This is a genomic window from Nitratireductor sp. J20-h4 (assembly GCF_056780505.1).
The window spans coordinates 1,938,947-1,963,081 of record NZ_CM165557.1; the positions used below are offsets into that span (position 1 = coordinate 1,938,947).

Consider the following 24,135-nt stretch of genomic DNA (forward strand, 5'->3'; position numbering starts at 1 on the left):
GCGCGGCGGATGTCAACGGCGCACGCGCCCGTCATACTGGCGCACGCCGCCTTCCCCCCCGGTCAGAATGCGCTGCGGATTGCGTTCCAGCGCGGTGATCGCCTGCTCGATGCGGTTGATGGAGCGCCGGCTGTCGCGCACCAGCGCCTCGACGTCGCGCAGGCCCTGGCCGGAGAAGCGCGCCAGGCCGTCGGTGATCGTGCCGATACGCGCGTTCAGCGTCTCGGCGACCTTGCGGAATTCCTTCACCGTCTGGCCGGCTTCGGCGATCACGCCTTCGGTGTTTTCCGAACCGAGCAGCGAATCGACCTTGGCCAGCACGCCGTCGACGCGCGTGGAGGCCTGATTGAGCCGTTCGGAGATTTCGCGCGCATTGACGATGATCTGGTCGACGTCGTCGCCGCGCTGGCTGAAACGGTCGGCGAGCGCGGAAACGTCCGCGGCCGCCTTGCGCGCGTCAACGGTCGCGCCCTCGATATTGGCGAGCGCCGAGCGGACCTGTTCGGGATCGACGCCGTCGAGAACCTTGTCGACCCTGGCCAGCGTTTCGGACGCGCCGTCGCCGACCTTGCCGATCGAGGCGACCGCGCTGTCGATGCCAGTCGTGGCGCTGTTGGCGATCCGGTCGATCGAGGCCACGGCCGTGTCGACCCCGCCCTTCACGTCCTCCAGAATGCCGTCGACCCTGGCCAGCGACTTGCCGGCGTTTTCCGACAATTCGCGCACCGAGCGCGCGCTGGCATCAACGTTCTTCATGATGCCGTCGAGGTCGGCGCCCGCCGTTTCCAGCCGCTTGGTGAAGCTCTCGACATTGGCAACGATGGTTCCGACCTTGTCGCGGTCGACCGCGTCGAGCAATTCCTCGGCCGAGGCGAGCGTTGAATCCAACCGGCCGGACACCTTCTCGATCGTCTGCGACAGCTCCGACACGCTGGCCAGGAAGCCGTCGACGCCGTCCGCGTTGCGCGACAGGGCCTGCGAAAAGGTCTTGGCGTTGTCGATCGTTTCGGTCAGCGGCGCGCGCACATCCGTCACGAAGCCCTCGAGCGCGTCGAGCACGGAATTGGTTCGCGAGAAAATATCCTGCGCGGTCTGCAACAGATTGGTCACGGCCGATGGGTTGGCCGTCAGTTCGGCAATGCGGTCCTCCGCCTCGGCCTGCTCGAGCAGATTGGGTTCGGACAGATCGCCGCCCTTGAGCTCGATATTGGCCTGCCCGGTCAGACCCGCCAGCCCGATATCGGCGCGCGTGGAACGGGTGATCGGCGTCAGGCGGTCGATCTGGGTGTCGGCGACCACGACATCGGGGTTCTTCACGTCGATGAAAACCCGGCGCACGTCACCCACTTTCACGCCGTTGAACAGCACCGCGCTGCCACGGCCGAGCCCCGACGCAGAGCCGGGAATGCGGATGCGCAATTGCGCGGTCTCGCCGCCCTCGCCGAAGCCGGACTTCCAGTAGATCAGTCCGAATCCGGCCAGCACCAGCACCAGGGTGAAAATGCCGACGGCGACATAATTGGCTCTGGTTTCCATCAGCGCATCATTCCCGCGGCCTGGCCGCTTTGGTAGGTTGTCGGGTCGATCTGGCGGGCCCGCTTGCCGCGGAAATAGGACTTTACCCACGGATCCTCGACGGTCAGCATCTTGCTGATCGTGCCTTCCACAAGCACCTTGCGCTGGCCCAGCACCGCCACGCGGTCGCAAACCGAAAACAGGCTGTCAAGGTCGTGCGTGACCATATAGACGGTCAGGCCCATCGTGTCGCGCAGCTTGGCGACCAGTTCGTCGAACTCCGCCGCGCCGATAGGGTCGAGGCCGGAGGTCGGCTCGTCGAGAAACACGATGTCGGGGTCGAGCGCCAGCGCGCGCGCCAGCGCCGCACGCTTGATCATACCGCCCGACAATTGTGAGGGAAATTTGTTCGCCGCCGTCGCCGGCAGGCCGACGAGTTCGATCTTCAGGCGCGCGAGTTCGTTCATGAGCGGCGGGGGCAGATCGAGATATTCGCGCATCGGCACCTGGATGTTTTCCAGCACCGTCAGCGCCGAAAACAGCGCGCCGTGCTGGAACAGCATGCCAAGACGCATGTCGAGGCGCAGCCGCTCGGCTTCGCTCGCCCTGTCGAGATCGACGTCGAACAGGGTGATCGTGCCCGATTGTTTCCTGTTGAGCCCCAAAATGGTGCGCAACAGCACCGACTTGCCCGAACCGGACGCGCCGACGAAGCCGAGAATTTCGCCGCGATAGACATCGAGCGACAGGTCTTCCAGAACGACCTGCTCGCCGAAGGCGACGGTGATGCCGCGCGCCGACAGCACGATTTCGTGCTCTGCCGGGGCGCCGTCTGGCCCGTTGGCGTGCTCTTGCACCGCTTCTTCCATCTCCACTCCGCTCATGTCGTCAAAATCCGATCGCGGCGTAGAAGATGGCGAAAACGCCGTCGACGACGATCACGACGAAGATCGCCTTCACGACGGCGGCGGTGACGTGGGTGCCGAGCGATTCCGCGCTGCCGCCGACCTTGATGCCCTCCACCGAGGCGATCACCCCGATGATAAGCGCCATGAAAGGCGCTTTTATGAGGCCGGCGAAAATCGTCGTCAGGTCGATTGCGTCGCGCATGCGATCGATGAACGCGCTCGGCGCAATACCCGAATAATAAAAGCTCACCGCCATAGCGCCGCCGACTGCGGCGAAATCGGAGGCGATCGTCAGGCACGGGACGGCGATCAGCAGCGCGACAAGGCGCGGAAAGACCAGCACGCCGACGGGATTGAGCCCGATGACGGTGAGCGCGTCGATTTCCTCGCGCATTTTCATCGAGCCGATTTCAGCCGTGATCGCGCTGCCGGAGCGTCCGGCGATCATGATCGCCGTCAAAAGCACGCCCAGTTCGCGCAGAACCAGGATGCCGACCAGGTCGACGACGAAAATCTCGGCGCCGAAATAGCGCAGCTGGAACGCGCCCTGCTGGGCGACGATGGCGCCCACGATCGCCGACATCAGCAAAATGACAGGAATCGCGCCGACCCCCATCCTGTCGATCTGGTGCACGATCGCGGCCGGATTGACCCCGTGGCCGCGGCCCCGCTTCATCTGCGCGCCCGAGATCGTGGCGCCGAGAATGTGCATGCCGAGCAGGAACTCGTCGCGAAACGCATAGACCAGGCGCCCGATTCCCTCCAGCATCGCCAGAACGCCCCAGCGACCGCCGGGCGCCTCGGGCGGCAGCTGCTGGCGAATCGCATCGTCGACGGCGGCCAGGAGCACGGTATCGGTCTCGCCCTCTCCGGCGATGTCGACCCGTGCGCCGGCCTGTTCCTGCGTGGCGGCGAGCCGCTTGATCACCCAGGCCCCCGCGGTATCGAGCCGCGTGACGTCCTTGAGGTCGATATGCAGATCGGCCACGCCCTCGCGCGCCGCCAGGCGGCGCATCTCGGCATCGACAAGCCCGACCGTGTGCGTGGTCCACGGTCCGGCCAGCGCGACGTTCAGAACGCCCTGGCGCGCCTCAGTGTCGATAAGCGGGATCGCACCGGTGTCCACGGGATCGGCCGCACTTGCATCGTTGCGCTCTTTGGTCAACATGACCGCGATTCTTAGACCATGGCCTCGATCGAGGCTATGCCGATTTGCCAACTAGTTCGGCCCGTCGAAACAGGAGCATCGCTGCCATGGCCCGTTCATTTCGCGTCGACGTGGAACGGTTCCCGATCGCCGGCAGCTTCACCATCTCGCGCGGCACCAAGACCGAGGCCGAGGTGATCACCTGTTCGATCGGCGAAGCCGGCTATGTCGGCCGCGGCGAGTGCGTGCCCTATCCGCGCTATGACGAAAGCGCGCAGACCGTGCAGGCAGCGCTCGAGAGCATCGCCGGCGACATCCAGAACGGGCTGAGCCGCAAGGACCTGCAAGCGGCGCTTCCGGCCGGGGCGGCCCGCAACGCGGTCGACTGCGCCCTGTGGGATCTGGAGGCCAAAATGGCCAGCCAGCGCGCGCACCACGCCGTGTGCCGCATCCTGCCCAGACCGGTGGTCACCGCCTACACGATCTCGCTCGGCTCGCCGGAAGACATGGCCGCCCAGGCGCGCCAGGCCTCCCACCGGCCGCTTTTGAAGGTCAAGGTCGGCACCAGCGACGACTATGCCCGCATCCATGCCGTCGCCAGCGTCGCGCCCAACAGCCGCATCATACTCGACGCCAACGAAGGCTGGACGAGCGACACTATCCGCGACCACCTGCTCGCCGCCGCGCAGTTCCATGTCGCGCTGGTGGAGCAGCCGCTGCCGGCCGGCCAGGACGAGATCCTGCGCGACATTCCCCATCCGGTGCCGATCTGCGCCGACGAAAGCGTCCACACCGCCGACAGCCTGGACGCGCTTTGCGGCCTTTACGACGCCGTCAATATCAAGCTCGACAAGACCGGCGGCCTGACCGCCGCGCTCGACCTGCGCGACCAGGCGCGCAAGCGCGGCTTCGGCGTCATGGTGGGCTGCATGGTGGGAAGTTCGCTGGCGATGGCGCCGGCGGTGCTGCTGGCCCAGGACGCCGACTATGTCGATCTCGACGGTCCGCTGCTCCTGGCCCGCGACCGGTCGCCCGGCCTGCGCTATTCCGGCTCGCTGGTGTCGCCGCCCGAACCCGCCTTGTGGGGGTAAGCCTCCGGCCGGCCGAGACGACCGCGCCCGTCGCTCTTGCCGGCAACAGGGTTGTCGATTGATCGGCGTCAGGCGGCTTCGGCGGTCTTCTTACCCTTGAACGGCACGATCGTGTCGGGCCTGTCGCGTTCGGCGCCGCGCGCCTGCGTCCAGGTGATGATCTCGAACGAGCCGTCCTCGTTCTCGCCCACCGCCGTGCAGCTTTCGACCCAGTCGCCGGTGTTGATGTAGTCGATGTCGCCCATCCTTGCGATGGTCGCGTGGTGGATGTGCCCGCACACCACGCCCTCCACGCCGGAGCGACGGGCTTCCTGCGTGACCACCTCCTGGAAGGCGCCGATGAAGTTCACCGCCTGCTTCACGCGCACCTTGGCCCAGGACGAAAACGACCAGTAAGGCATGCCGAACAGCCGCCGGAAGACGCCGACGGCGCGGTTGACGAGGATGGCGACATCGTAGGCCTTGTCGCCCAGATAGGCGAGCCAGCGCGCGTTGTGGACGATCGTATCGAACTGGTCGCCATGGATGACGAGGAACCGTCGCCCGTCGGCCGCTTCGTGGATCGCACGGTCTGCGACCACGATGCCGCCGAAATGCACGCCTTGAAAGGCGCGCAGGAACTCGTCGTGATTGCCGGCGATATAGACGATCGTCGTGCCCTTGCGCGCCTTGCGCAACAGCTTCTGCACCACGTCGTTATGGGCCTGGGGCCAATGCCAAGAGCGCCGCAGGCGCCAGCCGTCGACGATGTCGCCGACGAGATAGATCGTTGCGGCATCGTGATGGCGCAGAAAGTCGATCAGCAGCTCGGCCTTGGCCGGTTTCGAGCCCAGATGGATGTCCGAGACGAAAAGCGTCCGGAAGGTGCGGATCTGTTCCCCGGCCATGAAGCGCCACCTCTATTTGCCGGCCTCCCAAGACACGATTCATGTCACAAACATATGACGCCGCCCGCATGGGCGCCGCGGCGTTTGGGGAGTTTTCTCAAAACCGTTCAGACACTACTGTGCGACCGGCAAGCGAGAGGAATCGAAGATGGATCTGGGAATTCGAGGCAGGTCGGCGATCGTGTGCGCGTCGAGCCGTGGCCTCGGCCTTGGCTGCGCAAGCGCTCTGGCCGAAGCCGGCTGCGCGCTGGTGATCAACGGCCGCAACGCCGACACGCTCGCCGCGACCGCCGCCGCGCTGCGCGAACGCTACAAAGTTACGGTGACCGAAATCGCCGGCGACGTGTCGAGGCCGGAGATCCAGGAAGCCCTGCTGGCCGCATGTCCGGCCCCGGACATTCTGGTCAACAACAATGGCGGGCCACCCCTGCGCGATTTCCGCCAGCTCGACCGCGAGGCGCTGCTTGACGGCGTGACGCAGAACATGGTGACACCGATCGAACTGATCCGCTCCGTCATCGACGGCATGGCCGATCGCGGTTTCGGACGCATCGTCAACATCACCTCGCTCTCGGTCTATCAGCCGATCCCCGGGCTCGACCTGTCGTCGGGCGCACGCGCCGGACTGACCGCCTTTCTCGCCGGCATCGCCCGCACGGTCGCCGGCAGCAACGTCACCATCAACAATATTCTGCCCGGCAAGTTCGACACCGACCGTATCCGCAGCACGCTGGCATTCGCGGCCGACAAGGCCGGGGTCAGCGTCGAGAAGCAGGCAAAAAAGGTCGCCGCCGACATTCCCGCGGGCCGCCTCGGCACGGCGGAGGAATTCGGCAAGGCGTGCGCGTTTTTGTGTTCGGCGCATGCCGGCTATATCACTGGTCAGAACCTGATCCTCGACGGCGGGCTTTATCCGAGCGCCTTTTGAACGCCGTTGAATCCACTCTCAAAGAACGAGGAACAAGCCATTGAAACTGGTACGCTTTGGCGAAAAGGGGAACGAACGGCCGGGCCTGGTCGACGCCGACGGTACGATCCGGGACATGTCCGGCATCGTGCCCGATTACGGACCCGACTCGGTCTCTCCTGCACTTTACGAGAAACTCGCCGGCGCCGACCTGTCCGCGCGCCCGGCCGCACCGGCAGGCAGCCGCATCGGCGCACCATTGTGCCGTATCGGCCATTTCATCGCGATCGGCCTCAACTATGCCGATCATGCCGCGGAGACCGGCGCCCCGATCCCCAAGGAGCCGATCGTGTTTTCCAAGGCGCCGAATTCCCTATCGGGGCCCAATGACGACGTACTGATCCCGCGCGGGGCGCAAAAACTCGATTGGGAGGTCGAGCTTGCGGTGGTGATCGGCAAGCGCTGCGACTATGTCGACAAGAACGACGCCCTGTCGCATGTTTTCGGCTACGCCGTGTGCAACGACGTGTCGGAACGCGCCTATCAGGCCGAGCGCGGCGGGCAGTGGATCAAGGGCAAGAGCGCGCCGACCTTCGGACCACTCGGCCCGTTTCTGGTGACGGCCGACGAGATCGCCGATCCGCAGGCTCTCGACATGTTTCTCGACGTCAATGGCGAGCGGCGCCAGACCGGCAACACGGCGACGATGATCTTCTCGGTGGCCGAAATCATTTCATACCTGTCGGAATTCATGGTGCTGGAACCGGGAGACGTCATCACCACCGGCACGCCGCCGGGCGTCGGCCTCGGCTTCAAGCCGCCGGTATTCCTCCGCGACGGCGACACCATGCACCTGGGTATTGCCGGCCTCGGCGAACAGCGCCAGACGGTCGTGGCACGCTGACCTGAGGCCTGCCCCACGACCCGCGCGCGCTAAGGCGCCAAGCGCGAATCGAACGGACGGGCCCGACATCGAAATCGCATCCGGCCGCTAGCGCCGCGGAGTGCGAAACAGCTTCAAGCCGACCGCTCCCCATGATGGGATGCGGCGTGCTAATTTGGCCGTTCAGGCATTGGACATCGTGACATGACGAAGAAGCAGGACAAGACCGAGCGCAGCGAGTTCGACGAGGCGGCGCTGTTCTTCCACCGTTACCCCTCGCCCGGAAAACTCGAGATCCAGGCGACCAAGCCGCTCGGCAACCAGCGCGACCTGGCGCTGGCCTATTCGCCGGGCGTGGCGGTGCCCTGCCTGGCGATCCACGACGATCCTGCCAGCGCCGCCGACTACACCGCCCGCGCCAATCTGGTCGGCGTCGTCTCAAACGGCACGGCCGTTCTCGGCCTCGGCAATATCGGCCCGCTCGCGTCCAAGCCGGTGATGGAAGGCAAGGCGGTGCTGTTCAAGAAATTCGCCGGCATCGATGTGTTCGACATCGAGATCGACGCGCCCGATATCGAACGCATGGTCGAGACCATCGCCGCGCTCGAACCCACCTTCGGCGGCATCAATCTCGAAGACATCAAGGCGCCGGAGTGTTTCGAGGTCGAGGAACGGCTGAAGCAGCGCATGGCAATCCCCGTCTTCCACGACGACCAGCACGGAACGGCGATCATCGTCGCCGCCGCGGTGTTGAACGCGCTCGAACTGGCCGAAAAGAACATCGCCACGGTCAAGATCGTGACCTCGGGCGCAGGCGCGGCCGCGATCGCCTGCCTCAACCTGCTGGTCTCGCTTGGCGCCAGGCCCGAAAACATCTGGATCACCGACCGCCACGGCGTCGCCTACAAGGGCCGCACCGAGGAAATGGACCGGTGGAAGGAGCCGTATCTCAAGCAGACCGACGCGCGCGCGCTCGCCGACGTTATCGGCGGCGCCGACGTCTTTCTGGGCCTGTCGGCGGCCGGCGTGCTGAAGCCGGAGCTTTTGGCGGAAATGGCCGAGCGCCCGCTGATCCTGGCGCTTGCCAATCCGGTGCCGGAGATCATGCCGGAGGTGGCGCGCACGGCGCGGCCCGACGCCATGATCTGCACGGGGCGTTCGGATTTTCCCAACCAGGTCAACAACGTGCTGTGTTTTCCTTACATCTTCCGCGGCGCGCTCGATGTCGGCGCCACCGCCATCAACGAGGACATGAAAATGGCCGCGGTCCGGGCGATCGCAGCCCTGGCCCGCGAGGAACCGTCAGACGTCGCCGCGCGCGCCTATTCCGGCGAAACGCCGACCTTCGGCCCCGAATTCCTGATCCCGTCGCCGTTCGACCCGCGCCTGATCCTCAGGATCGCGCCCGCCGTCGCCAGGGCGGCCTGCGAGAGCGGTGTCGCCGCGCGGCCGATCACCGATCTCGACGCCTATATCGACCGGCTGAACCGGTTCGTGTTCCGCTCCGGCCTGGTCATGAAGCCGGTCTTTTCGGCCGCGCGCCGGGCCACGGCCAAACGCGTCATCTATGCCGACGGCGAGGACGAACGCGTGTTGCGCGCCGCCCAGGTGGTGGTGGAGGAAGGCATCGCCCAGCCGATCCTGATCGGGCGCCCGCACGTGATCGAGGTGCGTCTGCAACGCCACGGGCTCAGAATCCGGCCGGGCGCCGATTTCGGCCTGGTCAATCCCGAGGACGATCCGCGCTACCGCGACTATGTCGATCTCTTGATCCGCGTCGCCGGCCGGCGCGGCGTCACCCAGGAGGCGGCGCGCACCATGGTGCGCACAAACAACACGGTCATTGCGGCGCTGGCGCTGATCCGCGGCGAGGCCGATGCGATGATCTGCGGCCTGGAAGGCCGGTTCGAACGCCATCTGCGCAATGTCGACCTGATCGTCGGCCACAGGCCGGGCGTGCGCGACCTGTCGGCCCTGTCGATGCTGATCATGCAGCGCGGCGTGACCTTCTTCACCGACACCTATGTCAGCGTCGAGCCGAGCGCGGAGGAAATCGCCGAGATGACCGTGCTGGCGGCGGCCGAAATCCGCCGCTTCGGCATCGAGCCCAAGGCGGCCCTGCTGTCCCTGTCGAATTTCGGCTCGCGCGATACCCCGAGCACGTTGAAGATGCGCAAGGCGGCGAGCCTGATCGCGGAACTGGCGCCGGAACTGGAAGCCGATGGCGAGATGCACGGCGATTCGGCGCTTTCGGAAATGCTGCGCCAGCGCGTCTATCCGCATTCCAGGCTGAAGGGCGAGGCCAATCTGCTGGTTTTTCCCGATCTCGATGCCGCCAATATCGCGCTGACCACGATCAAGCAGTTGACCGACGCGCTGCATGTCGGCCCGATCCTGCTCGGCGCGGCGCGCCCGGCACATATACTGACGCCCTCGGTCACCTCGCGCGGCGTGGTCAACATGACAGCCCTTTCGGTGGTCGAGGCCTCGCAGACCGCCGAGGCCTGAAGCCGGCGGCCACGCCTATGCTAAAGATCGGGTTAACCCGCATCGGCTAGGTTGGGCCGGTCCGCGACTGCGAGGCCGATATGGGATTGACGCAACCACCAATAGCGGGAAGCAGGATCGGCCTGGCGCGTTGCGCCGCGCTGCTCGTTGCGATCGCGGTCGTCCTTTTGTCGCCCGGGCCGGCTGAGGCCGCCGCGCGTGTTTGCCGCGATCTCGAGGCGCGCCTGGCCGCGCTCGGCCAGACGCGCAGCGCCCCCTCGCCGGCGGCACGGCGTTACGAAAAGGCGATCCTTGACCAAAAGGGCCAGATCGCCAAGGCCGAGCGCCAGCAGCGCCGTGCAGGCTGCTCGGGCGGCTTTTTCCGCCGCGACGCCGGCAATGTCTGCCAGTCGCTCGACAACACGTTGAAGCGCATGCACGACAACCTGGCAACGCTGGAGCGCAAACATGCAGGCCTGTCTCGCGGCGGCGACACGAGGCGCGAACGGCGGCGGCTGATGGCCTCGCTCGAGGCCAATGACTGCCGCGACCCGGCCGTGGCGACACGCGACGCACGCCAGGACCAGCGCCGCCGGCCGCTGTTTGAAGAGCTTCTCAACCGGTCAGCCGACGCCGAAAGGCAAGAACCACGCCGGCGCCTTCCCCTCGACGACGACCGGCGGGTGCGCGCCGTCATCGGCCGCAACGGCCCGATCGAGATCGCGCCGGGCGTTGACGGCCGGTTTCGCACGGTGTGCGTGCGCACATGCGACGGCTATTATTTTCCGGTGTCGTTCTCGACCCCGGCAAGCGCGCTCGGCCGCGACGAGGCGGCCTGCAAGGCGATGTGCCCGGGGACGGAGGTCGCGCTTTACATGCATCGCGTCCCCGACGAGGAAACCGACCAGATGGTCTCGATGGCCGGCACGCCCTATAGCGAACTTCCCGCCGCGTTCTTGTACCGGCGTCCCGATTACCAGCGGCCGGCAAGCTGCGGCTGCAACCCGGCGCGCGGGTTCTCCGTCATCGCCGGCGAGACCGAAACCGCTGGCGAGGACGTCCCGGCCGCCGAACCGGTGCTGCCGGTGCCGCTGCCGCGGCCCGATCCGGCCGCCGATCCCGAAACGCTGGCCAATCAGGCCGGCGGCCTCGATGAGGCCATGATCAGGACCGTATTGAAGCCGGCCGAACCGGCACCACAGCCGCTTTCCGAGGACACCGGCGAAGATGGCGAGCGCAAGGTCAGGGTCGTCGGGCCAGCGTTTCTTCCCGACCCAGAAGCGGCAATAGATCTGACAGCTCCGGCCCGGACTCAAGCCCGGTAAGGGCAAGCCGCAGCGGCCGGAACAGGGCCTTGCCCTTGCGTCCGGTCTTGTCCTTGACCGCGCTCGTCCAGGCCTTCCAGGTCGCGCCGTTCCACGGCTCGCCGGGCAGGAGTGCGAACGCTTCGGCAAGAAAGGCCGCGTCGGCTTCGGCAAACGGCACATCGCACCGATAGCCCTTCGACACCACTTTCCACCAGCGCGCGGCGTCGGTGAGGCGGTCCAGATTGCCGCGCACCGCCAGCCAGAACGCCTCGGCCTGCTCGCCGCCGACGCCGAAGGCGACCAGCCGGTCGCGCACGGCGGCAAACGGCATCGTCTGAAGCAGCGCCCGATTGAGATGGACGAGATCGGCGGGATCGAACTTGGCCGCCGAGCGCGAAGCGGCGGCGGGGTCGAACTTTTCCGCCAGGTCGCCCATCGACGGCACCGGCTCGATGTTTTCCGACGTGCCGGTCAAAACCGCCAGCGAAGCGATCGCCATCGGCTCGATGCCGTCCTCACGCAGGCTGGCGATCGACAGCGCGCCGCTGCGCTTGGAAAGCCCCTCGCCGCTTGCCGCCGTCAGCAGATTGTGGTGGCCGAAGGCGGGCACGTCCGCGCCCAGCGCCTTGAACAGCGCGATCTGCACGCCGGTATTGGTGAGGTGATCGTCGCCGCGGATGACATGGGTGATCCCCATCTCGATATCGTCGACCACCGACGGCAGCGTGTAGAGATAGGTGCCGTCGGCCCGTATCAGCACCGGATCGGACAGCGAGGCCAGATCGACCGTTTCCTCGCCGCGCACGATATCGGTCCACGAGATGTCGGTGCGCTGCGTTTCGGAGGGGTCGCGCGCGTAATTGGGCAGCAGGAAGCGCCAATGCGGCGCGCGGCCTTCCGCCTCGAGCGCGGCGCGCTCCTCCGCGTCCAGCGCCAGCGCCTCGCGGCCATAGATCGGCGGCAACTTGCGCGACAGACGAATCTTGCGCTTGAGTTCTAGCTCGTCCGGGGTTTCGTAGCATGGGTAAAGCAGCCCCGCGGCCTTCAGTCTCTCGACAGCGGCCTGATAGCGCTCGAAGCGCCTGGACTGGTAATCGACCTTGTCGGGAAAGATGCCGAGCCAGTGCAGATCGTAGAGGATCTGGTCGGCGAACTCCTGTTTCGAGCGCGCCTGGTCGGTATCGTCGAAGCGTTGCACGAACCGGCCGCCGTTCTTGCGCGCGAACAACCAGTTGAACAGCGCCGTGCGCGCATTGCCGATATGGATATTGCCGGTGGGCGACGGTGCGAAACGGACTGTGACTGTCATGCGCGCGGCGTAGCCGAAAGGTCCGCCGCTTTCAAGGCGCGCACCCGCACCCTGGCTGCCACATAGGCCATCAAAAATGATGTCACCAGGCAATAGAGTCCCATCGTCACGATCTGCGCAGGATAGGAAACGCCCCGATCGATCAGGAATCCGGTCAGGCCCGGTCCCATCGCGGTCGCAAACACCATGATGGCGACGGTCAGCGCGCGGATCGAGCCGAGATGTTTGAGCCCGTAGACCTCCGGCCACAAGGCGCCGAACAGCGTGGAGGAAAAGCCGTAGGAGATGCCGAGCAGGCCCATGAAGGCGAACGCGCTCCACTGGCCCTCGAACGAACCCAGCACCAGGCAGGCGGCCCCCAGCGGTAATAGAAACCCCGGCAGGATGGCGACGGCGGAAAACCGGTCGATCAACTGCCCCGACACCAGTGCGAAGGTGACCGTCATCGAGGCCATGAAGATGAAGGAGGTCGCGAAGGCTTCCAGAGACCAGCCGCGCAACTCGACCAGATAGACCTGGTGGAAAAAGATGGTCGTACCGATGAACCCGGGCGCCATCACGCCCATCAACAGCAGGTAGAATATCGGGTCGCGCACGACCTCGCCACGCGTCCAGTCGGGTGCATCGACCTTTCTGGCGACCGGATCGCTGGCGCGCGGCGCGCGCTCGACCGCAATCAGCGCACCGACCGCCGGCAGCGCAACCAGCGCCAGCGCCAGCGCCGCCACGACCCACGAGCCGCGCCAGCCCACCAGGCCGGCGACCAGCACGAACAGCAGCGGAAACACCGCCTCGCCGACATTGTGGCCGAGGGTGACGACCGAGACCGCGCGGCCGCGCTGGGCCGAAAACCAGCGCGCCATGGCGGTAAAGGCGTTGTGGGTCATCATGCCCTGGCCAAACAGGCGCAGCATGTAGATCGAAACGGCAAGCACGGCGATGTGGCTCGACACCGCCATCAGCAGCGCCGCGGCGGCAAGCAGGGGCATGATGATCAGCGCCACCTTCTGCGCCGAGCAACGGTCGACGATCTGGCCGAATTTGGGCAGCGTCAGCGCGCTGGCGAGCGTTGCGCCCATGTAGAGCGTGCCGAAGCCGCCATGGCTGAGCTCGTATTCGGCGCGGATCTGGCCCGCCGACAGCGAGATGAAGAAGGTCTGGCCGAAGGAGGAGAAAAAGGTCAGCAGAAATCCGCCGGCAAGCCAGCGGGCATTGTCGCGCAGGAAGGTGAAAAACATCATGGGCGCCAGTGACGAAATGGGGGCGGCACGATCGCGTGCCGATCCGCTGGTGCTCGACCGATCACGATCGCAGCAAGTCTATAGGATCGGTACTGGCGAATTGATAGGCCGAACCGGGGTTTGGTCCAATGCAAATCCGGATCGCGGTTTCCATGTCGGCCAGCGCGACCGCCGCTTTCCGTATCGCAGGCAGGGCATGTCGGCATCGGGCGAGCGTCGCCTTGCAATGCCCGGCATCATGCCCGACACTGTAGCGCACCGGTCAAGCTGGAGCGAGACCATGCCATATGTCGAGGCGAACGGGGCAAGACTGCATTATCTGGACGAGGGGTCGGGTCCGCACACCGTCGTTTTTTCGCACGGGCTCCTGTTTCGCGGCGAAATGTTTCGCGCCCAGATCGACCGCCTGAAACCGCATTACCGCTGCATCGCCTACGATCATCGCGGCCAAGGCGACAGCGCGATCGCACCCGACGGCTACGACATGGATACGCTGGCGGAGGACGCCGCCGCCCTGATTGTGGCGCTCGACGCCGGCCCGTGCCATTTTGTCGGGCTGTCCATGGGCGGGTTCGTGGGCATGCGGCTTGCCCTGCGCCGGCCCGAACTGCTGCGCTCGCTCTCGCTTTTCGACACCGCCGCGGATGGGGAGCCGGCAGGCAACATACCGCGTTACCGGACCCTCAATCTTATCGCGCGCTGGTTCGGACTGAACATCGTTTCGGGCCGCATCATGCCGATCATGTTCGGCAAGACCTATCTCGACAACCCGGCCCGCGCGGCCGAGCGCGAGATGTGGCGCAAACGCATCGTTTCGGCGGACCGAACCGGCATCACCCGTGCCGTCGCCGGCGTGATCGACCGCCAGGGCCTCGGCGAGACGATCGCGGCCATCAAGACGCCGACCCTGATCCTGGTCGGCGAGGAGGATGTCGCAACCCCGCCGGAAAGATCGGAGATCATGCACCGCCTGATCCCCGGATCAAAACTCGTCCGCATCCCGAACGCCGGCCATTCCTCCACCATCGAGGCGCCGGAGGCGGTCAATGCCGCGCTTGAGGCTTTTCTGGCCGCACACGATGCCTGAACGTGCGGGAGGCGCCGATGGAACGGCATAGTTACGAACGGTTCTATCTGGAAAAGATCGCGCTCGGGGAAGGTTGCGGCTGTGCCGAGCATGTCACCCGGATCCGCGACCTCGACGCGCTCGGCGAGCGCGTCCGCAACGCGCGCAGTGGTCGCAGCCCGCAAGCCTCCCGGCCTCTGGCCGGCATGCGCCGGCTGTGGACGGCTTTCGCCCGGCATATGCCCTTTGTCGCGCGCGGTCCCTGAATCGGTTGGTGATCGGATTACACTGCCGCCATCGACTTCTTGCGGCCAATCCGGCACCAGCTGCGGCCCGGCAACATCTATACGCGGCGACATAAACCAGACGCCGGCTCTGTGGCCGCCACCTCCCGGAAACGAGCCGTTTCCAGCAACCGGTGGCCTTTGGGGAAAATGGCTCCGCTCTTGAGAATCAAATAAGTGTATGCTTATCTGTTGGCATGAATGAAACGGAAATTTTCAAGGCGCTGGCAGATCCGACACGCCGAGCCGTGTTCGAGCGGCTCGTCGAGGGCGAGAAAAACGCCACACAGGTCAGAGAGGGGCTCGACGTGTCGCAGCCTGCCATCTCGCAACACCTCACGGTCCTGCGCAAGGCCGGACTCGTGCGAGAGCGGCGCGTCGGTCGCCACGTCAACTACGTCGTCGATCCAAACGGTCTTACCCCTTTGCTGGACTGGTTCGACCGCTATCGCGTTTATTGGCCGGCACGGATCGAGCGGCTGAAAACACTTTTGAAGGAGCTCGACCAATGATGCCCGGCAAGACCCGCATCCCTGACATCGCTGTGGAAACGTTGATCCAGGCGCCGCTTGATACCGTCTGGCGCGCTCTGACGAACAGCATTCTCGCTGCCGAGTGGCTTGGCGCACGGCCCGAACAAGCCGATACGAACGGCGCATCCAGGCCCGAAAACAGCTTCCAGATCATCGATGTCGTGCCGAAAACGCGCGTCGTATACCGCTGGCGCGAGGCAGACGACGACAACATCTCCTCCCGCGTCACGGTAGACATCGCGTCGGAAGGGCCAGTCGCAACCCGGCTGCGGCTTGTCCACCAGCCACCGATGCGCTTGGTGCCGCGCGCTGCCAACCAGAACGCCGGCACGCGCGCGCGCGCCGCCTGACGCCAACTCAAATCGACCTCGACAACAAAGGAGATCGCGCATGCGCGACACGATGGCGCTCGTCCCCATGGTCGTGGAGCAATCGCCCAAAGGCGAACGCTCCTTCGATATCTTTTCTAGGCTGCTTCGCGAGCGGATCATTTTCCTCAACGGCGAAGTGAACGACGATTCGGCGGCGCTCATCTGCGCACAACTTCTGTTTCTGGAATCGGAAAATCCCGAACGCGAGATTTCCTTCTATATCAACTCGCCGGGCGGCGTGGTGTCCAGCGGCTTTGCGATCTATGACACGATGCGCTTCATCAACAGCCCGGTCGCCACGGTGTGCATGGGAACGGCCGGCTCGATGGGATCGTTTCTGTTGATGGCTGGCGAGCCCGGCCGACGCGCCGCCCTCGCGAATGCGAGCATCGTGCTGCACCAACCCTCAGGTGGCTTTCGCGGTCAGGCATCCGACGTGCAACGCCATGCGGAAGACATATTGAAGCTGAAACGGCGCATGATCCGGCTCTATTCTCAACATTGCGGGCGCACGCAAGAAGAGGTCGAGCGCACGCTCGACCGCGACTTCTTCATGACTGCACAGGAAGCCCGCGACTGGGGGATAGTCGACCGGGTCTATTCAACGCGAAAGGATCTGGAAAAGCCGAAAGCGCCATAGTCGCCAACGCGCCGACAAACCACGGACAACGCGGCTAAATGGAATCCTACGACCGATCCCGAAACCGGTTGGTGATCGGATAGCGCCGGTCGCGGCCAAAGTTCTTGCGGGTGATCTTGACGCCCGGCGCCGCCTGGCGGCGCTTGTACTCGGCGATATAGAGCAGATGTTCGATCCGGTGCACCGTCTCGCGGTCGTGGCCGCGCGCGACGATGGCGTCGACGCCCATCTCGTTTTCCACCAGACATTCCAGGATATCGTCAAGTACCGGATAGGGCGGCAGCGAATCCTGGTCGGTCTGGTCGGGCTTCAATTCGGCCGACGGCGCCTTGTCGATGATGTTTTTCGGAATGACCTCGCCGGTGGGCCCAAGCGCGCCCGGCGGGGTATGGGCGTTACGCCAGCGCGACAGGGCGTAGACCTGCATCTTGTAAAGATCCTTGATCGGATTGAAGCCACCATTCATGTCGCCGTAAAGTGTCGCGTAGCCTACCGACATTTCCGACTTGTTGCCGGTGGTGATTACCATCGAGCCGAACTTGTTGGAGATCGCCATCAGAATGGTGCCGCGCGTCCGGCTCTGCAGGTTTTCCTCGGTGATGCCGTCCTCGGTGCCCTCGAAAAGCTGCGTCAGGGCATGCGAAAAGCCCTGGACGGGCTCGAAGATCGGCACGGTGTCGTAGCGGCAGCCGAGCGCGCGGGCGCAATCCTCGGCGTCCTTGAGCGAATCCTTGGAGGTATAGGTGTAGGGCATCATCACCGCCCTTACCCGGTCCTCGCCGAGCGCGTCGACGGCGAGCGCGGCGCAGATCGCCGAATCGATGCCGCCCGACAGTCCCAGGACGACGTTTTTGAACCCGTTCTTGTTGACGTAGTCGCGCAGGCCCAGCATGCAGGCGCGGTAATCGGCCTCCTCCGCGTCGGGGATCTGCGACACCGGCCCGCCGTCGCAGACCCAGCCGTCCGGCCCGCGTTTCCAGGTCGAGACCGAGACCGCCTCCTCGAACTGGCTCATCTGGAAAGCGAGCGACTTGTCGGCGCCGATGGCGAAGGACGCGCCATCGAAGACCAGCTCGTCCTGGCCGCCGAGCTGGTTGGCGTACAAGATCGGCAGGCCGCTCTCGATCACCTGCCGGATCACCACCTGCTGGCGCACGTCGACCTTGCCGCGATAGTAGGGCGAGCCGTTGGGCACCAGCAGGAGTTCGGCCCCGCTTTCGGCGAGTGTCTCGCACACGCCGAGATCGCCCCAGATATCCTCGCAGACCGGTATGCCGATGCGTATGCCGCGAAAATCGACCGGACCGGGCATCGACGGACCCGGCTGGAAAACCCGTTTTTCGTCGAACTCGCCGTAATTGGGCAGGTCGAGCTTGTAGCGCTCGCCGAGCACCTTGCCGCCGTCGGCGACGATGACGGCGTTGTGCAGGCCCGACGAACGCGCGAGCGGCGTGCCGATCACCACGCCCGGCCCGCCATCGGCCGTCTCGGCGACAAGGTCGAGCGCGGCACGCTCGCAGGCCGCCACGAAGGCCGGCTTCAACACCAGATCTTCGGGCGGGTAGCCGGCGATGAACAATTCGGTAAACAGCACCAGTTCCGCGCCGTGGCGCGCCGCGTCGGCGCGGGCCGCCCGCGCCTTGTCGAGATTGCCGGCGATGTCGCCGACGATCGGGTTGAGTTGCGCGGTGGCGATACGAAGGGTCGAAGGCATGCTCATGCCACTGCCTGTAGCGCGACCGCGCCGACGCGGCAATGGCCGCGCTGCAGGCCTATTCGCCCATATACTCGCGCAGCGCCTCGGCCGAATGGTTCTCGCCGATCGACATGGCCAGGATGCGCGACAGATGGACGTAAGCCAGGCCGGTTTCGGTGCGCCAGGCATTGAGCTGCGCCTGGATGGCGTGAAGGTCCTTCTTCGAACTCGGGCTTTCCGCGATATCGAGCCCGGCATCGCGCAAGGCGGCCGCCATGTCGCGTGAAACGATAAAGCAGTCCCAGCCCAGCCAGCGCAGCAGATATTGTCCGGTATTGCCGCCGAGCCGGCTGCCGTTTTTGGCCAGGAAAGCCATCAACCCGACCTGGTCGTCGGCCGGCCAGTCGGCGAGAAACCGGCCGAATCCGCCATGTTCTCGCGAAACCCTGTCGACAAAGGCGGCGTTGTCGCGCACCGATTTGATCTTTTGCGGGTTGCGCACGATGCGCGCGTCACCGGCCAAATCGTGCCAGAACTCGTCCGGCTGGAACAGCAGCTGTTTGGGATTGAAACCCAGAAACGCTTCTTCGAAACCGGGCCATTTCTGCTCGATCACGCGCCACACGAAGCCGGCGCAAAACACCCTGTTGGCCATGGTCGAAAGCACGCGGTCGTCGGGGATAGCCGCCACGGCGGCATTCTCGGGCACCGGCGGCAAAAGCGTGGCGAAAACGGCCTCGCCGCCCTTGCGCTCGGCGGCGCGTTCGCGGATTTGGGCGATGGTCTTCATACGGTCCTCCCGCGCGTCGCGGCCGCATCAGGCCCGACACGGCGTGCAACACGAGCAGAAAATGCGGCACCTGGTCGTGACGCGCAAGCGCTCTCCAGGCCTCAGCCTCGCCGATGCTGACAGGCTCAGGCCACGCCGAGCCCCACCTCGCCGCGATCGAGGATCAACGGAATGATCAAATCCTCCTCGTCGTCGAGATGCCGCGTCAGCATGGCGACGAGGCGCTGATTGGCGTCGGCATAGGCGTCGGCGGCAAAACGTCTCGCGTCCTCGTCGGCATTGAGGGCGCGCAGAAAGTCGTTCGCCGTCGCCGCGTTACGCTCCAGGGCGTCGTGGATGGCGTGGTGGTCGCGGTCGAGGATCTCGAAGCCGCGCGCCAGCCGCCTTTCCGCCCGCGCGAAGACCGGAAAATAATGCTGGTCCTCGATGTTGTGGTGACCGTCGAGATGGCCGAGAAAATAGTTGAGTCGCGGCGCAAACCATTGCGCGAAATCAGCAGCCGAGCGTCCGCCCTCACGATAGTCGGCAATGCCCGTCGTCAACAGGCAGCCAAGTTCGCGGAACATCGCGTGACGCTGCAGCCAGAATTGCGCCATGCCGCCAATATTGCGGTGCGCGGCCCAGTCGGAACGCGGATATTTTTCGACCAGAAAGCGCAGATCGTCGGGCAGTCCGGACCGCTCCAGAAGATCGGATGGCGGGCGTTGATTCATCGCTGTGTTCCGTCGGCAGTCTTTTTTCACACGTCATGACCACCTTTTTGAGGTCGTCCTACAGGGCCACGGAGGCTGGCGGCCCGAAAAGATAGGCGTCGAAGGCGAAAAACCCGAACTGCCGCGAGGCGTGAACGCGCTTACCCTTCGCCCCCGGTCCACCGGCGCCGAGCGCAAAAAACAGCGGCATCAAATGCTCGTCGCTGGGATGGTTTTCGGCCGGATAGGGGGCCAGGGTCTTCCAGTCGAGCACGGCGTCGATATCGCCGGCGCCGAGTTTTTCGGCAAACCAGCCGGTAAACGCCTCGACCTTATCGACCATCGCCCGGTCGACCGGCGCACCGCCGCGCATGACGGGAAAGATGGCGCGTAGATTGTGGGTGATGTGGCCAGAACCGACCAAAAGCACGCCTTCCCCGGCCAGCGGCGCCAGCGCCTGCCCGACCGCGAAATGCCAACGCGCGTCACGGTCGGGATCGACCGAAACCTGGACGACGGGAATGTCGGCCTGCGGATAGGCCAGCAAAAGCGGCGTCCAGGTCCCGTGATCGTAGCCGCGCCGGGCCGTGCGGGTGGGCGCCAGGCCGGCATCGGTCAAAAGCGCGACCACGCGTCCGGCAAGCTCCGGACTGCCCGGCGCCGGATAGACCATTTTGTAGAGTTCCGGCGCGAAGCCGCCGAAATCGTAAATCATGCCCGGCGTCGGATCGGTCACAACCGAAACGCCGCCGGTCTCGAAATGGGCCGACACCATCACGATCGCTTTCGGGCGTTCCAGAAGGCCGGACAGGCCCTCGAGGAAGTCGCGCGCCGGCGTGTCGTCGGTCACGATATTGGGGCCGCCATGCGAGATGAAAAGGCTGGGATTGGTGCTCATGCGACCGATATAGAGACGAAGACCCCGCCGGCGCAATCCGCCGGCGGGCGACTAAGCGTTCACTATGACGAAACGGCCAATGGAAAACCGTTCATCGCCTTTCCCGATTTCGGTGCCGGCAGCACCTCTCACGCGCCGCCGCGGCGGCCGCAGGCGTCCGTCTTGAAACGCCCGGCCGCCCGTCTCAGGACGGACGCCGCCATAACGCCGGTCCCGGGCGCGCCACAACGCTAAAGGTTGACCACCTGACGTTCGGACACGCCGCCGCGACCCTTTTTCAAGAGCTCGGAGACCAGGAAAGCGAGTTCGATCGCCTGATCGGCGTTGAGCCGCGGGTCGCAATGGGTGTGGTAGCGGTCGTGCAGGTCCTCCGCCGAGATCGCCCGCGCGCCGCCGGTGCATTCGGTGACGTTCTTGCCGGTCATCTCGACATGGATGCCGCCTGGATGGGTGCCCTCGGCGCGGTGAACCTCGAAAAAAGTCTCCACTTCCTTCAGCACACGGTCGAACGGCCGGGTCTTGTAGCTGTTCAGCGTGATCGTGTTGCCGTGCATAGGATCGCACGACCACACCACCTTGCGGCCTTCCTTCTCCACCGCGCGAACCAGCTTGGGCAGATAGTCGCCCACCTTCTCCGCGCCGAAGCGCGAAATCAGCGTCAGCCGGCCGGGTTCGTTGTTGGGACTGAGCAGGTCGATCAGTTCGATCAGCCCGTCCGGCGTCATCGACGGACCGCATTTCAGACCGAGCGGATTCTTGATGCCGCGGCAATATTCGACATGGGCGTGATCCGGCTGGCGCGTCCGGTCGCCGATCCAGATCATGTGGCCAGAAGTCGCATACCAGTCGCCCGATGTGGAATCGACGCGCGTCAGCGCCTCCTCGTAGCCCAGAAGCAGGGCCTCGTGGCTGGTATAGAAATCCGTCTCGCGCAGCGCGTGGTTGGTTTCCGACGTGATACCGACGGCGCGCATGAAGTCGACCGTCTCGGTGATCCGGTCGGCCAGCGCCTGGTAGCGTTCCCCCTGCGGGCTGTCGGACACGAAGCCGAGCATCCATTTGTGGGTATTTTCCAGGCTGGCGAACCCGCCCTGAGCGAAGGCGCGCAGCAGGTTGAGCGTCGCGGCCGACTGGCGGTAGGCCATTTTCTGGCGCGCCGGATCGGGCACGCGCGACTTCTCGTCGAACTCGATGCCGTTGATGATGTCGCCGCGATAGCTCGGCAGTGTCACGTCGCCCTTGGTCTCGTTGTCGGACGAGCGCGGCTTGGCGAACTGGCCGGCAATGCGCCCGACCTTGACCACCGGTTGCGAGCCGGCAAAGGTCAGCACCACCGCCATCTGCAGGAAAACGCGGAAAAAATCACGGATATTGTCAGCGCCGTGCTCGGCGAAACTCTCCGCGCAATCCCCGCCCTGAAGCAGAAAGGCCTGGCCGTCCGCCACCGCGGCGAGCTGTTTTTTCAGCTTGCGCGCCTCGCCGGCAAAAACCAGCGGCGGATAGGTCGACAATTGCTGCTCGGTTTCGACCAGACTGGCGGCGTCCGGATAGGACGGAACCTGGCTGATCGGTTTTTCGCGCCAGGAATTCGGCGACCATTTGTTCGTCATTGCAGCACCCACTCGTCACGGCGGACCGGCGGTCCGTAGGCTCCATTCTAGGAGATGCAGCCCTATACAGGAAGGTTTCGGCCTCTTCCACCCCATCCGGCCCGGTTTGCGGTCCGCCCCGGGCCGCCAGCGCGTGTTAGCGCCGGGCCAGGATGCGGTCGAACAGCCCCCGTTCGATCGCGCTCAGGGTTACGGCGCGCGGATAGACCGGCGCATGGCGGTCGTCGTGGATCGGCGTGTCGAACCCGTCCGTTTCGGCAACCAGACGCTGCAGTCCGTCCTCGCCATGCTCGATCAAAAACCCCTGCATGACGGCGTCGAGATAGGAGCGCAGGATTTTCGGCGGATCGGGATGAAGCGGCAGGTCGGCCACGGCCTCGTAAACATAGACCGGGCAGTCGCGCGGCAGGACGCCCCCCAGGTCGAGCGCCTCGGACGAAAGCCGGACCCGGCGATAGCGCGCCTCGCGCGCGTCGACGGCGGCGAGGTTCTCGGCCCTGTCGACGACAAGCAGCCCGTCGCAGGCCGCGTCCGCCTGAGGCCTCACCGTCAACAGCGCGGCGGGAAAGCCCGGCATGTCCGGCCGTGCGCGCCAGAACCGGCGCCATCCCGCAAGCCGCGCCGGCATCGCCTCGACGATCGCGGTCCGGTGGGTGGCGCGGTTGACCAGCGAGCCATAGCCGAAATAGGCGACCAGCGCGCCGTCGCGTTCCCCAAGGCCATCGGTCGGCGAAATTTCCCGCGTCATGGTCTTCGGGATAGGCGCTGTCCACAGACGCCGCAAGCCCGGGCCAAAAGCAAGCCGCGCGACCGGCGTGCGCGGCCCTTGTGTGAAATAGCCTACCGACAGGCCGCCCGGCGCCGTTTACCGGAGGGCATGATGACGGCATCTTCCAAGGCGTCCCCGAGCGACACCATACCTCCGCCCCCGCCTCGTCCCGCCACGGACGCGACGGCGGATATTGCCACGGTGCTCTTCCAGGCCGAGGACGGTTTTCCCCTGCGCGGCACGCTTTACTCAAACAGCGCCAACGCCGGCCCAGCGGTGCTTTTGTCGAGCGCGGCCGCGGTTCGGCGCGAGCATTACGGCCATTTCGCAAAAGCCGCCGTAGCGGCCGGGGCGGCTGCGGTGCTGATCTATGACTATCGCGGCGTCGGCGGCTCGGCCGTACCGGCCGACTGGAGCGGCAGCGTCGCAATGGCCGACTGGGGCGTCAACGACATGGCCGGCGCCGTCCTCCTCCTCAGGCGCCTTTTCCCCGGCCGACCGCTGGTCGGCATCGGCCAGTCGATCGGCGGCACGATGCTGGGCCTGTGCCGGCATCGCACCGCGTTTACCCGTTACGCCATGATCGGCTCTGCGAACGGCTATCTCGGCTTCACCGACGAGCGGCTGCGGCTTTACCTGGCGATGAACCTGATCGGGGTGCCGGCAAGCCGGCTGCTCGGCGTCGCGCCGGCCTGGCTGGGGATCGGCGAGACGCTGCCGGGCACGATCTTCCGCGACTGGGCGCGCTGGTGCCGACGGCCCGGTTTCCTGTTCGACGATCCCCGATTGGCCGACCATGCCGGGTTCGGATCGGTCGACAGTCCGCTTCTGTCGGTGCGCGCCAGCGACGACCGCTGGTCGACCGAACGCGCCACGGCCGCTTTGATAGAACAATACTCCGCGGCCCGCTGGACGACGTTCGAGCTCGGCCCTGCCGATGCGGGTACGGCCCGGCTCGGCCATCTCGGCTTTTTCCGCCAGAAAAACGCCGCCCTGTGGCCGCAGGTGATCGCATGGCTGCTGGCGGAGGCCGACAAAAAACGGCCGCGGCACGCCGGACCCCAAGTGGACAGTCGCAAGACGCCTGCCTCGGCCTGAGCGCGC

General features: G+C 65.5%; 23 protein-coding genes. 11 read left to right on the forward strand and 12 right to left on the reverse strand.

Features of this window, described 5'->3' with window-relative positions:
* Positions 1-12: 12 nt before the first annotated feature.
* The 3 genes from ACT2B0_RS09460 to ACT2B0_RS09470 are packed head-to-tail and all read right to left on the reverse strand — an operon-like array spanning position 13 to position 3,591.
* Complete coding sequence (locus ACT2B0_RS09460) at positions 13-1,536, reverse strand: MlaD family protein (protein WP_473463984.1); 1,524 nt, start codon at positions 1,534-1,536, stop codon at positions 13-15.
* The gene (locus tag ACT2B0_RS09465; protein ID WP_473465883.1) at positions 1,536-2,384 is read right to left on the reverse strand and encodes an ABC transporter ATP-binding protein; all 849 of its coding nucleotides are present in this window, start codon (positions 2,382-2,384) and stop codon (positions 1,536-1,538) included. The genes ACT2B0_RS09460 and ACT2B0_RS09465 overlap by 1 nt, the downstream gene beginning before the upstream one ends.
* 19 nt (positions 2,385-2,403) lie before the next feature.
* Complete coding sequence (locus ACT2B0_RS09470) at positions 2,404-3,591, reverse strand: ABC transporter permease (RefSeq protein ID WP_473463986.1); 1,188 nt, start codon at positions 3,589-3,591, stop codon at positions 2,404-2,406.
* 86 nt (positions 3,592-3,677) lie between these two features.
* Here ACT2B0_RS09470 and dgcA point away from each other — a divergent pair, with 86 nt between their 5' ends.
* On the forward strand, positions 3,678-4,661 hold the full coding sequence (dgcA, locus tag ACT2B0_RS09475; RefSeq protein ID WP_473463989.1) for an N-acetyl-D-Glu racemase DgcA: 984 nt from the start codon (positions 3,678-3,680) through the stop codon (positions 4,659-4,661).
* A 68-nt stretch (positions 4,662-4,729) separates the two neighbouring features.
* On the opposite strand, the gene ACT2B0_RS09480 is transcribed toward dgcA, so the two are convergent.
* On the reverse strand, positions 4,730-5,548 hold the full coding sequence (locus tag ACT2B0_RS09480; protein ID WP_473463991.1) for a UDP-2,3-diacylglucosamine diphosphatase: 819 nt from the start codon (positions 5,546-5,548) through the stop codon (positions 4,730-4,732).
* A 148-nt stretch (positions 5,549-5,696) separates the two neighbouring features.
* Between ACT2B0_RS09480 and ACT2B0_RS09485 the strand changes: the two genes are divergently transcribed.
* The 4 genes from ACT2B0_RS09485 (at position 5,697) to ACT2B0_RS09500 (ending at position 11,150) form a co-directional block, all read left to right on the forward strand.
* Entirely contained in the window at positions 5,697-6,476 is a 780-nt protein-coding gene (locus ACT2B0_RS09485) for an SDR family oxidoreductase (protein WP_473463994.1), read from the forward strand.
* Positions 6,477-6,516: 40 nt separating this feature from the next.
* Positions 6,517-7,359, forward strand: a complete 843-nt coding sequence (locus tag ACT2B0_RS09490) for a fumarylacetoacetate hydrolase family protein (RefSeq protein ID WP_473463997.1) — start codon at positions 6,517-6,519, stop codon at positions 7,357-7,359.
* Positions 7,360-7,542: 183 nt separating this feature from the next.
* A complete protein-coding gene (locus tag ACT2B0_RS09495) occupies positions 7,543-9,846 on the forward strand; it encodes an NADP-dependent malic enzyme (RefSeq protein WP_473463999.1) in 2,304 nt (767 codons plus the stop codon).
* 86 nt (positions 9,847-9,932) lie between these two features.
* On the forward strand, positions 9,933-11,150 hold the full coding sequence (locus tag ACT2B0_RS09500; protein ID WP_473464001.1) for a DUF2865 domain-containing protein: 1,218 nt from the start codon (positions 9,933-9,935) through the stop codon (positions 11,148-11,150).
* On the opposite strand, the gene gltX is transcribed toward ACT2B0_RS09500, so the two are convergent.
* Both gltX and ACT2B0_RS09510 read right to left on the reverse strand, forming a co-directional pair.
* Positions 11,068-12,441, reverse strand: coding sequence for a glutamate--tRNA ligase (gene gltX, locus ACT2B0_RS09505; RefSeq protein WP_473464004.1), 1,374 nt, complete (start codon positions 12,439-12,441; stop codon positions 11,068-11,070). The genes ACT2B0_RS09500 and gltX overlap by 83 nt on opposite strands.
* The gene (locus ACT2B0_RS09510; protein ID WP_473464006.1) at positions 12,438-13,682 is read right to left on the reverse strand and encodes an MFS transporter; all 1,245 of its coding nucleotides are present in this window, start codon (positions 13,680-13,682) and stop codon (positions 12,438-12,440) included. Before ACT2B0_RS09510 ends, gltX begins: the two co-directional genes overlap by 4 nt.
* A gap of 196 nt (positions 13,683-13,878) precedes the next feature.
* Between ACT2B0_RS09510 and ACT2B0_RS09515 the strand changes: the two genes are divergently transcribed.
* From ACT2B0_RS09515 to ACT2B0_RS09535, 5 genes are all read left to right on the forward strand, one after another.
* Positions 13,879-14,769 (forward strand): alpha/beta fold hydrolase, encoded by an 891-nt coding sequence (locus ACT2B0_RS09515; protein ID WP_473464009.1) that lies wholly within the window; start codon positions 13,879-13,881, stop codon positions 14,767-14,769.
* A 17-nt stretch (positions 14,770-14,786) separates the two neighbouring features.
* The gene (locus ACT2B0_RS09520) at positions 14,787-15,014 is read left to right on the forward strand and encodes a hypothetical protein (RefSeq protein ID WP_473464011.1); all 228 of its coding nucleotides are present in this window, start codon (positions 14,787-14,789) and stop codon (positions 15,012-15,014) included.
* 215 nt (positions 15,015-15,229) lie between these two features.
* Positions 15,230-15,544 carry an ArsR/SmtB family transcription factor gene (locus ACT2B0_RS09525; RefSeq protein WP_473464014.1) on the forward strand — a complete coding sequence of 105 codons (315 nt, stop codon included), beginning with the start codon at positions 15,230-15,232 and terminating at the stop codon, positions 15,542-15,544.
* Positions 15,541-15,915: an SRPBCC family protein gene (locus ACT2B0_RS09530; protein ID WP_473464016.1), complete on the forward strand. Its 375-nt coding sequence runs from the start codon at positions 15,541-15,543 to the stop codon at positions 15,913-15,915. Before ACT2B0_RS09525 ends, ACT2B0_RS09530 begins: the two co-directional genes overlap by 4 nt.
* Positions 15,916-15,955: 40 nt before the next feature.
* Complete coding sequence (locus ACT2B0_RS09535) at positions 15,956-16,576, forward strand: ATP-dependent Clp protease proteolytic subunit (RefSeq protein ID WP_473464019.1); 621 nt, start codon at positions 15,956-15,958, stop codon at positions 16,574-16,576.
* 46 nt (positions 16,577-16,622) lie between these two features.
* Here ACT2B0_RS09535 and ACT2B0_RS09540 read toward each other — a convergent pair whose 3' ends face one another.
* The 6 genes from ACT2B0_RS09540 to ACT2B0_RS09565 form a co-directional block, all read right to left on the reverse strand.
* Positions 16,623-18,296 (reverse strand): NAD+ synthase, encoded by a 1,674-nt coding sequence (locus tag ACT2B0_RS09540; RefSeq protein ID WP_473464022.1) that lies wholly within the window; start codon positions 18,294-18,296, stop codon positions 16,623-16,625.
* A 52-nt stretch (positions 18,297-18,348) separates the two neighbouring features.
* Positions 18,349-19,062, reverse strand: a complete 714-nt coding sequence (locus tag ACT2B0_RS09545; RefSeq protein ID WP_473464024.1) for a DNA-3-methyladenine glycosylase I — start codon at positions 19,060-19,062, stop codon at positions 18,349-18,351.
* Between the two features lie 125 nt (positions 19,063-19,187).
* The gene (locus ACT2B0_RS09550) at positions 19,188-19,775 is read right to left on the reverse strand and encodes a hemerythrin domain-containing protein (protein ID WP_473464027.1); all 588 of its coding nucleotides are present in this window, start codon (positions 19,773-19,775) and stop codon (positions 19,188-19,190) included.
* A gap of 58 nt (positions 19,776-19,833) precedes the next feature.
* Positions 19,834-20,652 (reverse strand): DODA-type extradiol aromatic ring-opening family dioxygenase, encoded by an 819-nt coding sequence (locus ACT2B0_RS09555; RefSeq protein WP_473464029.1) that lies wholly within the window; start codon positions 20,650-20,652, stop codon positions 19,834-19,836.
* A 230-nt stretch (positions 20,653-20,882) separates the two neighbouring features.
* Positions 20,883-22,262 carry a class II 3-deoxy-7-phosphoheptulonate synthase gene (locus ACT2B0_RS09560; protein ID WP_473464031.1) on the reverse strand — a complete coding sequence of 460 codons (1,380 nt, stop codon included), beginning with the start codon at positions 22,260-22,262 and terminating at the stop codon, positions 20,883-20,885.
* A gap of 136 nt (positions 22,263-22,398) precedes the next feature.
* Positions 22,399-23,010 carry a gamma-glutamylcyclotransferase family protein gene (locus ACT2B0_RS09565; protein WP_473464033.1) on the reverse strand — a complete coding sequence of 204 codons (612 nt, stop codon included), beginning with the start codon at positions 23,008-23,010 and terminating at the stop codon, positions 22,399-22,401.
* Positions 23,011-23,232: 222 nt separating this feature from the next.
* Between ACT2B0_RS09565 and ACT2B0_RS09570 the strand changes: the two genes are divergently transcribed.
* Positions 23,233-24,129 (forward strand): alpha/beta hydrolase family protein, encoded by an 897-nt coding sequence (locus tag ACT2B0_RS09570; RefSeq protein ID WP_473464036.1) that lies wholly within the window; start codon positions 23,233-23,235, stop codon positions 24,127-24,129.
* Positions 24,130-24,135 lie beyond the last annotated feature (6 nt).

Excerpts from the sequence above, each read along its gene's own strand:
- ACT2B0_RS09460 (WP_473463984.1), bottom strand. The coding sequence starts at position 1,536 with ATGGAAACCAGAGCCAATTATGTCGCCGTCGGCATTTTCACCCTGGTG.
- ACT2B0_RS09465 (WP_473465883.1), bottom strand. The coding sequence starts at position 2,384 with ATGGAAGAAGCGGTGCAAGAGCACGCCAACGGGCCAGACGGCGCCCCG.
- ACT2B0_RS09470 (WP_473463986.1), bottom strand. The coding sequence starts at position 3,591 with ATGTTGACCAAAGAGCGCAACGATGCAAGTGCGGCCGATCCCGTGGAC.
- dgcA (WP_473463989.1), top strand. The coding sequence starts at position 3,678 with ATGGCCCGTTCATTTCGCGTCGACGTGGAACGGTTCCCGATCGCCGGC.
- ACT2B0_RS09480 (WP_473463991.1), bottom strand. The coding sequence starts at position 5,548 with ATGGCCGGGGAACAGATCCGCACCTTCCGGACGCTTTTCGTCTCGGAC.
- ACT2B0_RS09485 (WP_473463994.1), top strand. The coding sequence starts at position 5,697 with ATGGATCTGGGAATTCGAGGCAGGTCGGCGATCGTGTGCGCGTCGAGC.
- ACT2B0_RS09495 (WP_473463999.1), top strand. The coding sequence starts at position 7,543 with ATGACGAAGAAGCAGGACAAGACCGAGCGCAGCGAGTTCGACGAGGCG.
- gltX (WP_473464004.1), bottom strand. The coding sequence starts at position 12,441 with ATGACAGTCACAGTCCGTTTCGCACCGTCGCCCACCGGCAATATCCAT.
- ACT2B0_RS09510 (WP_473464006.1), bottom strand. The coding sequence starts at position 13,682 with ATGATGTTTTTCACCTTCCTGCGCGACAATGCCCGCTGGCTTGCCGGC.
- ACT2B0_RS09515 (WP_473464009.1), top strand. The coding sequence starts at position 13,879 with ATGTCGGCATCGGGCGAGCGTCGCCTTGCAATGCCCGGCATCATGCCC.
- ACT2B0_RS09520 (WP_473464011.1), top strand. The coding sequence starts at position 14,787 with ATGGAACGGCATAGTTACGAACGGTTCTATCTGGAAAAGATCGCGCTC.
- ACT2B0_RS09525 (WP_473464014.1), top strand. The coding sequence starts at position 15,230 with ATGAATGAAACGGAAATTTTCAAGGCGCTGGCAGATCCGACACGCCGA.
- ACT2B0_RS09530 (WP_473464016.1), top strand. The coding sequence starts at position 15,541 with ATGATGCCCGGCAAGACCCGCATCCCTGACATCGCTGTGGAAACGTTG.
- ACT2B0_RS09535 (WP_473464019.1), top strand. The coding sequence starts at position 15,956 with ATGCGCGACACGATGGCGCTCGTCCCCATGGTCGTGGAGCAATCGCCC.
- ACT2B0_RS09540 (WP_473464022.1), bottom strand. The coding sequence starts at position 18,296 with ATGAGCATGCCTTCGACCCTTCGTATCGCCACCGCGCAACTCAACCCG.
- ACT2B0_RS09545 (WP_473464024.1), bottom strand. The coding sequence starts at position 19,062 with ATGAAGACCATCGCCCAAATCCGCGAACGCGCCGCCGAGCGCAAGGGC.
- ACT2B0_RS09550 (WP_473464027.1), bottom strand. The coding sequence starts at position 19,775 with ATGAATCAACGCCCGCCATCCGATCTTCTGGAGCGGTCCGGACTGCCC.
- ACT2B0_RS09555 (WP_473464029.1), bottom strand. The coding sequence starts at position 20,652 with ATGAGCACCAATCCCAGCCTTTTCATCTCGCATGGCGGCCCCAATATC.
- ACT2B0_RS09560 (WP_473464031.1), bottom strand. The coding sequence starts at position 22,262 with ATGACGAACAAATGGTCGCCGAATTCCTGGCGCGAAAAACCGATCAGC.
- ACT2B0_RS09565 (WP_473464033.1), bottom strand. The coding sequence starts at position 23,010 with ATGACGCGGGAAATTTCGCCGACCGATGGCCTTGGGGAACGCGACGGC.